Origin of the sequence: Allobosea rubneri, from assembly GCF_032464875.1 — a bacterium.
Classification (GTDB): Bacteria; Pseudomonadota; Alphaproteobacteria; order Rhizobiales; family Beijerinckiaceae; genus Allobosea; species Allobosea rubneri.
Genome location: NZ_JAWDID010000033.1, coordinates 49,417 through 61,464, shown reverse-complemented (window position 1 = coordinate 61,464; position 12,048 = coordinate 49,417). Strand labels below are relative to the sequence as shown.

The window sequence follows — 12,048 nt, the reverse complement described above, 5'->3', positions numbered from 1 at the left end:
CTCCTGCACCTTGGCAACATCGGCCGCCGGCGTCGCAGCCGGGCGATTGACCGGGGCAGAGCCAGTGACCATCGGCTGCTGGGCCGCCGCTGCGGCGCCATTGCCCGCCGCCGGAACCGGCGTGCCATCGGGCCGAATCGCGACGGTGCGGACCTTGCGGGGCTCGCCGAGGCCGGGGACGGGCGGAACCGGAATCAGACCCGGCTCGCCGGCAGCCATCGCGGCAGCGGCCTGGTCGGACGAGACCGGGCGCGACGACATCGAGCGGGCCGCCTGCTGCACGTCGACCGGCTGCTCCTCGCGGGAGACCACCTTGGTCTCGGCACCGACGGCGTCGGCCGAGCGCTCGTAGATCTGCTTGTTCTGGTTCGGGATCTCGGCACCGCCCGGGTTCACCGGCGCGACCTTCGTCGGCGCGTTGTCGGCGCTGATCACCGGCGGCTGGCCGTCGGGGCCCGCTGCCGGGCGCGAATTGCGGAACGTCATCGCAAGGCCGACGCCAGCGACTGTGACGGCAATCAGCGCGGCTGCAGCCCAGAGCCCCTTGCGCGAGCGCGGCTTCTCGTAGTCGCGCCCCTCATCTTCCGCCTGCGGCTGCTCGGCATATTGCGGCTGCTCGGAATAATCCTGCGGCAGCGCGTGGTCATAGCCGACCGGGTAGCCCTGCCGGGCGGCCTCGTCGAGATCGCGCGGCTCTTCGGGCACATAGGCGTGCGGACCGGCCTCGACCTGGGTCGTGTAGCCCTGCGCCTGATAGGTCTGCGGGACAGCGGCCGGCTCGTCATACTCGGGATAGGCCGCTTCCTGATGGCGCGGCTGCTCGTAATGACGCGCCTGCGCCGGGGCGGCGGGAGCGGCCGGCGCCCTCGCCGGCTCCGTGCGGCGCAGGAGCGCCTCGAATTCGTCGAGCGCCCCCATCAGCTCGGCCGGAGGCGGCGGCGAGGCCTGGACCGACGCCGGGCTCGCCACGGTCGGCCGGAACAAAGGCTCGGCACGTGGCGCCTGCCACTGCGCCGGCGCTTCCATCGCAGGCCGCGCCGGAGCGGCGGCGGCAGGCGCGCTGCGGCCGCTGAACAATTCCTTGAGCGGATCGTCCTGGCCGACGAGCCTAGTCAGCTCCATCAACGGGTCGTTCGCAGCACCCGGCTTCTGCGGCTGGGCCGCGCCGCGCAGCTGACGCTCGAGGTCGTCGAGGTCGAGGGCGAAACGGTTTCTAGCTGGCTCGCTCATGACATGATCCATTCCAGCGCGCTGCCAACGCCATCAAAGAACGACGGCCGCACGCGGTCAATCTGACGAAAGCCCGGCCGGCCCGCCTTTCGGCACGCCCAACCAATCCCGCTCCCGCATCGATCCCGGCAAGCGCTGGCCGGATCTTCTGATCCGCAGGGCGCCCGAGGCGACGGGGGTCAGACCCGTCAGCGCATCTCTTCCGGCGCCGTCACACCGACGACCGCCAGACCGGAAGCAAGGACGCTGCGCACCGCATGCACGAACGCCAATCTTGCTGCGGTCGACTTTCGATCAGTTTGATTAACGAACCGTAATTGCGGCGAGTCTTTGCCCTTGTTCCAGAGCGAGTGGAAGGCACTCGCCAATTCGTGGACGAAGAAGGCGACACGATGGGGCTCATGTGACGAAGCCGCGGCATCGATCATCCTCGGATAGGCGGCAATCATCTTGACGATGCCGATCTCCGCTTCGTCGGTCAGCAGGCCGAGATCGGCCTGCGCCAGCGCCTGCGGCGAGAGGTCGAGATCCGGGAAGGCTTCCTTCGCCTGGCGGAAGATCGAAGCGCAGCGCGCATGCGCGTACTGGACGTAGAAGACCGGATTGTCCTTCGACTGCTCGACCACCTTGGCGAGGTCGAAGTCGAGCGTCGCGTCGTTCTTGCGGAAGATCATCATGAAGCGCACCGCGTCGCGGCCAACCTCGTCGATGACCTCGCGCAGCGTGACGAAGTCGCCGGAGCGCTTCGACATGCGGACCTGCTCGCCATTGCGCAGCAGGCGCACGAGCTGGCAGAGCTTGACGTCGAGCGCGCCCTCGCCGTTCGTCACGGCCTTGACCGCCGCCTGCATGCGCTTGACGTAGCCGCCATGGTCGGCGCCCCAGACGTCGATCATCTCGGCAAAGCCGCGCGTGAACTTCGAGCGGTGATAGGCGATGTCGTTGGCGAAATAGGTGTAGCTGCCATCCGACTTCAGCAGCGGCCGGTCGACATCGTCGCCGAACTTGGTGGCGCGGAACAGGGTCTGCTCGCGGTCCTCCCAGTCCTCGTCCTTCTGGCCCTTGGGCGGCGGCAGCCGGCCCTCATAGATCAGGTCGCGGGCGCGCAGATCCTCGATCGTCTGATGCACGGCGTCGGAGTTCCCGTCCCTGCCCTGCAGCGAGCGCTCCGAGAAGAAGACCTCGTGGACGACGCCGAGCGCAGCGAGATCGTCGCGGATCATCGCCATCATGCCGTCGATCGCCGCCTGCCGCACGGTCGGCAGCCAGTCCCACTCGGCCTTGCCGAGCAAGGCCTGCCCATGCTCGCGGGCCAGCGCCTGCCCGACAGAGACCAGATAGTCGCCGGGATAGAGCCCCTCCGGGATCGCGCCGATCTCCTCGCCGAGCGCCTCGCGATACCGCAGGAAGGCGGAGCGGGCGAGGACGTCGACCTGCGCGCCGGCATCGTTGATGTAATATTCGCGGGTGACGTCGTGGCCGGCGAAGGCGAGCAGGGCCGACAGCGCATCGCCGAACACCGCTCCGCGGCCATGGCCGACATGCATCGGACCGGTCGGATTGGCCGAGACGTATTCGACATTGATCTTCGGCGCCGGCTTCGCACGGCCCCGGCCATGCTCGGTACCGGCCAGCACCGCCGACTTCAGAACCGCGGTGAAGACGGCCGGCTGCAGGGTGAGGTTGATGAAGCCCGGCCCGGCGATCTCGGCCTTGAGGACATCGGCATCCTTGGCGAGCTCGGCGACGATCAGCTCGGCGAGCGCGCGCGGCGCCATGCCGGCTTCCTTGGCGAGCACCATGGCGGCGTTGATCGCGAGATCGCCATGGGCCGGGTCCTTCGTCGGCTCGACCACGACTCGCGCCAGCGAGAGGCCGGCGGGGATGCGGCCGGCCTCGGCCATGCCGGAGAGGATGGCGGCGAGGCGCGCGGAGAAAGTCTCGAAAATATTCATGGCGACCAGCGATTTTCGACGGAGATTGATGGATTTCGAAGGAATAACCGGCCCGGCCCTATCGCAGCGACGGGGTGGCGTCAAACAGGCGCCGGTGCTCGTCGAGCGCGTACCAGTCGGTCATGCCGGCGATGTAGTCGGCGATTCGGCGCGCCCGGCGCCCCTCGTCCAGCGTCGCGCAGTCGGCCGACCATTCGCCCGGCATCGCCTCCGGCACGGCGCTGAAGCGCTCGAACAGGTCTCGCACAACATCCGCCGCCTGCTGGCGGATCAGCCTGATGCGCGGATGCCGGTACATGTTGGGGTAGAGGAAGTTCTTGATCGCCTTGTCGGCCGCGGCGATCCCGTCCGAGAAGGCGACGACCGGCGCCCCGGCCCGGCGGATCGCGTCGACATCAGCCGGGCCGAGCTTCGCGATCAGCGCCTCGGAATTGCCGATCACATCCTCGACGAAGCGGGTGATGACTCGCCGCACCAGCTCGTTGGTCGCGCGCGGCTTTTCCAGCCCCGGATGCAGCGCCTCGATCTCGTCCAGCAATCCGGCGAGGAAGGGCACCGCACGCAGCTCGGACAGCTCGAACATTCCGGCGCGCAGCCCGTCATCGATGTCATGGGCGTTGTAGGCGATATCGTCGGCGAGCGCCGCGGCCTGCGCCTCGGCGGAGGCGTGGCTGTCGAGCCAGAGATCCTGCTTGGTCTGGTACTCGACGATCGCCGCCGGAATGCCGGTCTTGGCGTAGCGCGCGACCGGCCGCCCCTGCGCGTCGAGCAACGGGCCATTGTGCTTGACCAGTCCCTCCAGCGTCTCCCAGGTCAGGTTCAGCCCGTCGAAACCGGCATAGCGCCGCTCGAGGCGCGTCACGATCCGCAGGGTCTGGGCGTTGTGGTCGAAACCGCCGAAATCCTTCATGCATTCGTCGAGCGCGTCCTCGCCGGTATGCCCGAAGGGGGTGTGGCCGAGGTCGTGCGCCAGCGCCAGTGCCTCGGCGAGGTCCTCGTCGAGCCCGAGCGCCCTGGCCAGAGCGCGCGCGATCTGCGCGACCTCGATCGAATGGGTCAGACGGGTGCGGAAATGATCGCCCTCATGGGCGACGAAGACCTGGGTCTTGTGCTTCAGCCGGCGGAAGGCGGCGGAGTGGATGATGCGGTCGCGATCGCGCTGGAACGGGTTGCGCGTCGCCGAGCCCGGCTCCTCGACCAGCCGGCCGCGGCTCGTCGCCGTGCGGCAGGCATAGGCGGCCCGCCAGCGGTCGCCTGGCTCGCGCGGAGGGGATTGGTCTGGTGCTGGCGCCATCATCGCTTGCTACCTGTTCGCTCGCTGCCTGGCCGCCCACCGGCGGACGCGGCTTGAACGGGCGCCCGCTGGCCATTACCTTTGTGGTCGAGGCAGGAGCAAGGATGTTCTGCGCATGACCACTGCGATCGAGGCCAATCCGCACGCGATCTCGCTGACCGACAAGGCGGCGGGGCGCATCGTCGCGGTCATGGCCAAGGAGCCGCCCGGCTCGATGCTGCGCGTCAGCGTCGCTGGCGGCGGCTGCTCGGGATTCCAGTACGTCTTCGACATCGACCGGGAGAAGGCCCCCGGCGATCTCGTGATCGAGCGCAGCGGCGCGACGGTGCTGATCGACGAGACCTCGCTCGACCTGCTCGAAGGCTGCACCATCGACTTCGTCGACGATCTCGTCGGCCAGTCCTTCAAGATCACCAATCCGAACGCCACCGCCTCCTGCGGCTGCGGCACTTCCTTCGCGCTCTGACCCGATCTCCGGTCCGGTGCCACGCCGGTAGCCGGAGTTCGAGGGTGCACGCTTCGTCGCCGTTTGCTCGAAGCGCGGAGAGCGTCTGGCCATGACGCCCAGTCAGTCGGCAGCGGCCAATTCCAGCCAGCGCGATATCGCGATCTCCTCCAGGAAGCACCGGTCGTGGCTGACGACGAGCAGCGCCCCATCATAGGCACGCAAACCGCCTTCGATGATCTCGATCGACTCGATGTCGAGATGATTGGTCGGCTCGTCGAGGATCAGGAGGGCCGGCGGACGCCCCCCGCCCAGCACGCAGGCGAGGCCCGCCCGCATGAGTTCGCCGCCGCTCAGCGTCGCCACCTCCTGCAAGGCGGCATCGGCCCTGAACCTGAAGCGGGCCAGCGCGGCGCGACAGGCATTCTCATCGGCACCGGGGTTGAGCCGCCGGAAATTGTCCCTGATCGAGTCTGATGGGTCGAGCATGCCGACGCTCTGGTCGAGCAGCGCCCAGTCGACATCGAGGCGGATTTCCCCCGTCGAAGAAGGCAGTTCGCCGGTCAGAAGCCTGAGCAGCGTCGACTTGCCCGAACCATTGGGGCCGGTCACCGCAACGCGCTCCGGCCCCGTGATCGAGAACGACAGATCCCGAATGATCGGGCGATGGGGCGCGTAGCCGCCGCACAGGCCATCGACCCGCAGCACCGTCCTCCCGGCCGCGAGCCCCGATGGCGGAACCGTGACCGAAAGCGGCTGAAGAATCTCGATGCGGTTGCGCGCCGTCTCGATCGCCGCCGCAGCCTGCGCCTGCTTCCGCTCGGCCAGGAGCGCGGCGTTGCCGCCGCTGTTCTCGCTGCGGTTCTGCCGGGCGCCCATCAGGATGCGCGGCATGTCGCCCTTGGCACGCTTGCGCTGGCCCGCGCCGTCCTTGCGCGCCTTGCGCTCGCTCGCGAGTTGCCTGTCCCGGGCCACCTCCGCCAGGCGCTGTTCGGCGGTCGACAGATCGTGCCGGGCGGCAGCGAGGTCGAGCGCCTTCCGTTCCCGGTAATGGGACCAGTTGCCGCCATATCGCGTCGCGCCGAGGGAATTCAGCTCGACGATGGCGTCCATGGTCTCGAGCAACTCCCGATCATGGCTGATCACGATCGCCCCGGCGCGCCATGTCGCGAGCATCGCGATCACCGCGTCGCGACCGTCCCGGTCGAGATTATTGGTCGGCTCGTCGAGGACAAGGAAATCGGGCTCGGCGAAGAGTAGCGCGGCCAGACCCACCCGGGTGCGCTGCCCGCCGGAGAGCGAGGCGAGCGCCGTGGCCGGAGGCATATCCAGCCCGAATCTGGCGAGGGCCGTTGCGAGGCGCGCCTCCAGCGTCCAATCCGCTTCGGCAAGCTCGGCAGAGGTCGCGATCCCGCGCTCGGCGCGGTCCAGCACGGCCAAGGCCGGAGCGACGCCGAATAGATCCGCCACCGTCTCTGCCGCGACCTGCGGCACAGCTTGGGCAAGAACGGCGAGCTTGCCGTTGGTGACAACGCTGCCCGAAGCGGGCGGCAATTCGCCCGCGATCAGCTTGAACAAGGTGGTCTTGCCGACGCCGTTGCGCCCGACAAAGCCGGTGCGTTCGGGGCCGAAGGAAAGATCGAGATCGGAGAAGAGTCGGCGCCCTTCAGGCGTGGACCAGCTCAGTCTGGACAGGGTGATCGAAGCAGGCATGGATACGGAGTTCCCCGGCGGCAAGGCGAAGCGGCGTTGCGGTCGGGTGGAAATCCATGTCTGCGTTCATCCTGTCTGGTGTCGTAGTCCTCGGCTACACCGAGGATGCGGCGCGTTCAAGTCGCTTGGCCGGGCGTGCCCGACCGCGACGTCATTCCCGTCAGTTCGGCAGTGCGACCTGCCTGAAGACGCGCACCAGATCGGCGTCGAGCTTGCCGACCATCGTCACGAGCACCCGGTAGGCCTCCTCAGGCGCCATCGGCGCCCTGTAGGAGCGCCGTTCGATCAGCGCACCGTAGACGTCGCAGATGGTGATCATCCGCACGAGATCGGAGATCTCCCCTGCCCGCAGGCCCTGCGGATAACCGGAACCGTCGAGATATTCGTGGTGGCTGAGGGCGACATCGACGATGTCGGCCGCGAAGCCGCCCTGCCGGCACAGCATCTCGTAACCGATCTGCGGATGCTCGCGCACGATCAGTTGTTCTTCCGCCGTCAACGGCCCGGGCTTGTGCAGGACGGCGAGCGGGATGCGCGCCTTGCCGATGTCGTGCAGCAACGCCGCGCCCGTCACCAGTCGGCGCGCATGCTCCGGGAATCCGAGCCGCTGGGCGAAGGCGGCCGCCAGGCCGGCGACCAGGAGGCAGTGCTGGTAAGTCGCATCGTCGTGGTCCCAGACCAGTTCGAGCCAGGCCCCGAGATCGCGCCTGTCGGCGGCACGATTGATCGCCTCGACGCCCTCCTCGATCGCGGCCGCCGGCAAAAGCTCGCCACGGGCGGCGCTCGCCAGCATGTCGGCGACGGCCGCCGAGGCCGAGAGGAAATGCTGCTGCACCGGCTCGGGCCCGCCACCGCCATTCAGCATGCGGCCGACTTCGCCGAGCAGGACCTTGACCGGGACGTCGGCCGGCAGCACGGCGCTGGCTCCGATAGCGTTCGCCTGCACCGTCGTCCGGGCCGAGCGGTCCCGCACCAGACAGAGATGGGGAACCCCCGTCCGCTTGTGGCTAGCGAGCGCGCGGCGCATCGCCTCGACCGAGGCGCGACTCGACAGATCGACATCGCTGATCAGCAGTTGCCGCGTTTCGGGGAGCTTCGCCACCGGACGGTTCAAGTCGACGACCGCGCAGCGGCCCCAGAGCGACAGCAGCCGGTCGAGCTTGTGACTTTGTTCTGGGCGGTCGGTGATCAGCAGCACGGCGATAGGCATGTCCTCATAACGAGGTCACCCTAGCCAGGGATCCGTGAGGCCTGATGAAACGGAATCGTTCAAATTCGCCGTTTCTCGCGCAAGACGCGAAGCGTATCGGCCCGGCTCAGGAGCCCAGGGCCTGCCGTCGCATCGCGCTCGCCTCGGCGTACTGCAGGAGAAGGTCCAGGTCCTCGCGGGCGATATCGAAGGAATCGCCCATCTGCGCCAGCGCCTCGTCGATATCGGAAGGGCTGAACGCCGCCGCCGGAACGGCTAGGGGAAGCACAGGATCGGCGCTTGGCGGACGATGCGGGTAGCTACGGCGCGTGACCCCGTGGAAGGCGGCGCCGAGCGCAACCAGCGACAAGGAGCAAAGCCCGATCGGCACGAAGGGGAAGAGCAGCCCCCACTTCATCACGGCCGGACCGCCGAGCACGGCCGTCAGCGCGACAGCGCCACCCGGCGGGTGCAGCGAGCGCGTCAGCGACATCACCGCGATGGCGAGCGCGACTGCCAGTGCCGCCGCGATCGTCAACTCCGGGACCGCCCAGCCGACCGCCAGCCCGACGAAGGCCGAGATCACATTGCCGCCGATCACCGGCCAGGGCTGCGCCAGCGGGCTGGCAGGCACCACGAAAACCAGGACCGCCGACGCCCCGATCGGCGCGACGACAAGCGGAGCATGGATCGGGAACATGAAGCCGGCCGCGGCGGTGAGCGCAATCGCCGTGAAGACACCGGCGCAGGCTGCCGTGCGCTCGGCCAGCGTCGCACCGGCCAGGATCGGATGGAACAGCTTCACGGCCGGTTCTCCGGAGCCATCCCGCCGACCTTCAGGCCGAACCGGGCAAGCTCCAACTATCAGTTTTCGACCGCCTCTATAATCGGCATCACGCACAAAACAACGGCAAAATCGTCAATTCACAGTACTGTATGTTATTTGCCTAAATCCCGCTCCACACGCGTTCGGCGCAACAAAAAAAGGCGCCCGCAGGCGCCCTTCCGGAGAGTGTTTTTCTCAGTGCGAGCTCGGCGGCCCGCCCTGCTCCAGGCGGATCTCGGCGGCCATCAGCCCCTTCGGCCCCGGTCCATAGCGAACCAGCACGGTCTGGCCGGGGATCAGCTCGACGATGCCGTAGCGGCGCAGCGTCTCCATATGGACGAAGATGTCGGGCGCGCCCTCGCCGGCCGAGACGAAGCCGAAGCCGCGCAGCCGGTTGAACCACTTCACCACCATGCGCTCGAGCCCGCTGGTCGGCGTCACCGTGGCATTCGTGCGCGGCATCGGCATTTCGGCGGGATGGCGGCCAGCCGAGGTGTCGATCGAGAGCACGCGGATCGCCTGGCGGCCGCGCGCTTTCGCGATCACTTCGAGGACAATGCGGGCGCCTTCGGCGATGGCGTTGAAGCCGTCGCGCTTCAGGATCGTGACATGGACGAGGATGTCGCTGCCGCCATCTTCCGGCACGACGAAGCCGTACCCCTTGCTGACGTCGAACCATTTGACGTAGCCGGCGAGCTCGACGCCCGCATCGGGGATGCCAGCCTCGGGCCCGTCGAGCCGCACGACCCGGTTGAGCGATTGGATCGGTCCGAGTGGGGGCCTCCCACCATCGCCGTACTCGTCGGACATGTGCCGCTCATCTCCGATGCGAAATCTGATTCGTCTTGCGACGATAGCACCGCAGAGGACTCGCGAAACAGCGCCAACGCTTCCATCCACATGATCGAGCCGGAAAATATACTGGGATGGTCGCCCTCGGGCCGACTTCCGCCCCCATGGGCCGACAGCTCGCCCGGACTCCATCGCGACAGGCGAAATGACCGCGCGGTGCGGGACCGGGCTCGTGATCGGAGGCCGACGGCCACCCGCCACGCCTGTGCTGCAGGCAGGCCGTCGTAACTGGAAACGCCGTTGGGTAAGCCGAGGTTAAGCGCGACTGCCTACGGTGCGCCCGCGTGGCTCCGGGGGGCCGCTTCGAAACAGCTCCGAGCGGGATGGGCGACATGTACAAGCAGCAGATTTGGGATCAGGTGCGGGCGCAGGCGGTTGTGACGCCTGCGATCTACGGAGCGGTGGATTTCGACGCCGTGCCGGAGCGCTTCGCCGGCGCGGCCGGTGATCCGAACGAACTGCGAACCGTAGGCGAGGCCGAGCGAGCCCAGCTTCTCGCCGACGAGCGCCTGATGACGCTGATCCGCGCCTATACCTTCATGGGCGACCGCGTCGTCGACCCCTATGCCGCCCTGATGCCGGAGTACGGTTTCAAGCGGCTGATCGAGATGCTCGACCAGGCCTGCAGGCACGGCATCGATTCCGTTGCGGGCGCCCCGCCCGAACTGCGCGGCTTCATCGCGGCGATGGAGACGGTGCCCGACTGGCTCGACATGGCGATGGTCGAGGAAGGCGCGCGCGTCGAGCGCGCAGCCATGGCGATCATGAGCCCGATCGCCATCCGCGCCGCCTTCATCGCGACCTTCATGAACCGTTACGCCGCGCTTCCGATGGCGCTGACCGGGACGCTCTCGAACGAGAGCGCCGCGAGGCGCGTCAAGGAGACGGCGACCTTCTTCGCGACCTCGGTGCTGCCCGGAGCGCTCGCCCGTGGCGGCGAGGGCTTCCGCGCGGCGGCGATGGTCCGCCTGATGCATTCGATGGTGCGCTTCAACGCCATGCGCAAGGGCCGCTGGGACGTCTCGGTCTACGGTATCCCGATTCCGCAGGTCGATCAGATGCCGGCCGGTCTCATCGGGGTCACCATGATGGCGGCCGACGTGATGAGGCAGGGCCGCAGCGAGTTCACGGCGCAGGAACGCGCCCGCGTCGAGCTCAGCCGCTACCGCTGCTATCTGCTGGGCCTGCCCGAGGCACTGCTGGCGACGACGCCGAAGGAGATCGTGACGCTGATGGCCGCGAGCCTTGCGACATTGCGCTCGGGCTTCGACGACGAGACCTGCGGCAACCTGCTGCGAGCGACGCTCGGCGCCTATCTCCCGCCGGACAAGTCCCTCCCATCCCGCCTCTTCGACCGGGTCGAGAAAGGCTTCTCGAAGGTGTTCTTCGTCAAGAACTATGCCGGCGGCGACAAGGCGAAAGCGGCAAGCATGGGCGTGGTTCCCGATGCGCTGGACAAGCTCTGCTACGGCATCGCCGCGGCGGTCGCTGGCAGCCGCATGCTGGCCTACAAGCTCGCCATGAACATCCCGATGCTCTCGGCCGCGGTCGATCGGCGTCTGGTCGCGATCATCGAGAGACAGCTCGCCGCCTGGGGGCATGCGCATTTCGCGACCGATGCGGCGGCCTATCGTCCGAGCGCTTCCTCTGCGCCGCATTGACCGCGCGGGTACGGCCGCAGCCGTTCAGTTCGCCAGTCTTGCCAGCGCCGCGCCGATCTCAGCCCGCACCACGAGATCGGCGATGGGATCGAGATCGGTCGGCTCGCGGTTGAGGATCACGAGCTTGGCGCCGTTGCGCTTGGCGACGACCGGAAAGCTCGCCGCCGGGAACACGACCAGCGACGAGCCGGCGACGAGATAGAGATCGGCCGAGAGCGTCATCTCATGGGCGCGCAGCATCTGCCCTTGTGGCATCTGCTGGCCGAAGGAAATCGTCGCGGCCTTCACCACGCCGCCGCACATCAGGCAGTCCGGCGGCTCGCCCGAGGCCTCGAACGCGTGCCGGATCGCCTTGAGTTCATGGCGCCAGCCGCAGCTCAGGCAGGTCGCATAGGTGCCGTTGCCATGGAGCTCGATCACCGCCTCCTCGGCGATGCCCGAGGCCTGGTGGAGGCCGTCGATGTTCTGGGTGATCACGCCGGGCGAGCGCCCTTCCGCGACCAGCGTCGCCAGCGCGCGATGGCCGCGATTGGGCCTGGCATCCGGAAAATGGTCGTCCATGGCGAACTTCCGCCGCCAGGCCTCGACCCTGGCCTCGCGGCTGTGCACGAAGACGTCGAACGGGATCGGCTTGTTGACCATCCAGGGCGAGCCCGGCGAGCGGAAATCGGGCACGCCCGATTCGGTCGAGATGCCGGCGCCGGTGAAGGGGACGATCACCCGGGCACGGTCGAGCATCGCATGCAGTTCCTCGATCGCGTCCTGTGTCTCTTCATCCATGCCGCCGGGCTCCGGATCATCATTGCTTCCCGGCGAATATGGCGGCGGGCGCCCCGCGCTCCAAGACTGCCGGCGTCCAGGCGTTGACGGCGCGGCGCGGGCG

10 protein-coding genes are annotated in these 12,048 nt (G+C 68.1%); 2 read left to right on the top strand and 8 right to left on the bottom strand.

The window, feature by feature from the left end; all coding sequences use genetic code 11:
* From RKE40_RS19610 to RKE40_RS19600, 3 genes are all read right to left on the bottom strand, one after another.
* Nucleotides 1-1,230 (bottom strand): hypothetical protein (locus RKE40_RS19610; RefSeq protein ID WP_316019902.1); only part of this gene is annotated, 1,230 nt, incomplete at its 3' end.
* Between the two features lie 188 nt (nucleotides 1,231-1,418).
* Complete coding sequence (argS, locus tag RKE40_RS19605) at nucleotides 1,419-3,185, bottom strand: arginine--tRNA ligase (protein WP_316019901.1); 1,767 nt, start codon at nucleotides 3,183-3,185, stop codon at nucleotides 1,419-1,421.
* A 58-nt stretch (nucleotides 3,186-3,243) separates the two neighbouring features.
* Nucleotides 3,244-4,479, bottom strand: coding sequence for a deoxyguanosinetriphosphate triphosphohydrolase (locus RKE40_RS19600; protein WP_316019900.1), 1,236 nt, complete (start codon nucleotides 4,477-4,479; stop codon nucleotides 3,244-3,246).
* A 115-nt stretch (nucleotides 4,480-4,594) separates the two neighbouring features.
* On the opposite strand from RKE40_RS19600, the gene RKE40_RS19595 reads away from it, so the two are divergent.
* A complete protein-coding gene (locus RKE40_RS19595; RefSeq protein WP_316019899.1) occupies nucleotides 4,595-4,945 on the top strand; it encodes a HesB/IscA family protein in 351 nt (116 codons plus the stop codon).
* A 102-nt stretch (nucleotides 4,946-5,047) separates the two neighbouring features.
* Here the strand turns inward: RKE40_RS19595 and RKE40_RS19590 are convergent, their stop codons facing one another.
* From RKE40_RS19590 to RKE40_RS19575, 4 genes are all read right to left on the bottom strand, one after another.
* Complete coding sequence (locus RKE40_RS19590) at nucleotides 5,048-6,637, bottom strand: ABC-F family ATP-binding cassette domain-containing protein (protein ID WP_316019898.1); 1,590 nt, start codon at nucleotides 6,635-6,637, stop codon at nucleotides 5,048-5,050.
* Nucleotides 6,638-6,797: 160 nt separating this feature from the next.
* Entirely contained in the window at nucleotides 6,798-7,847 is a 1,050-nt protein-coding gene (locus tag RKE40_RS19585) for an HD-GYP domain-containing protein (RefSeq protein ID WP_316019897.1), read from the bottom strand.
* A gap of 106 nt (nucleotides 7,848-7,953) precedes the next feature.
* Nucleotides 7,954-8,631 (bottom strand): HPP family protein, encoded by a 678-nt coding sequence (locus RKE40_RS19580; RefSeq protein WP_316019896.1) that lies wholly within the window; start codon nucleotides 8,629-8,631, stop codon nucleotides 7,954-7,956.
* A gap of 216 nt (nucleotides 8,632-8,847) precedes the next feature.
* Nucleotides 8,848-9,462, bottom strand: coding sequence for a cold-shock protein (locus RKE40_RS19575; RefSeq protein WP_316019895.1), 615 nt, complete (start codon nucleotides 9,460-9,462; stop codon nucleotides 8,848-8,850).
* A gap of 374 nt (nucleotides 9,463-9,836) precedes the next feature.
* Here RKE40_RS19575 and RKE40_RS19570 point away from each other — a divergent pair, with 374 nt between their 5' ends.
* Nucleotides 9,837-11,165, top strand: coding sequence for an oxygenase MpaB family protein (locus RKE40_RS19570; protein ID WP_316019894.1), 1,329 nt, complete (start codon nucleotides 9,837-9,839; stop codon nucleotides 11,163-11,165).
* Between the two features lie 24 nt (nucleotides 11,166-11,189).
* Here RKE40_RS19570 and RKE40_RS19565 read toward each other — a convergent pair whose 3' ends face one another.
* A complete protein-coding gene (locus RKE40_RS19565) occupies nucleotides 11,190-11,945 on the bottom strand; it encodes an SIR2 family NAD-dependent protein deacylase (protein WP_316019893.1) in 756 nt (251 codons plus the stop codon).
* Nucleotides 11,946-12,048: the final 103 nt, after the last annotated feature.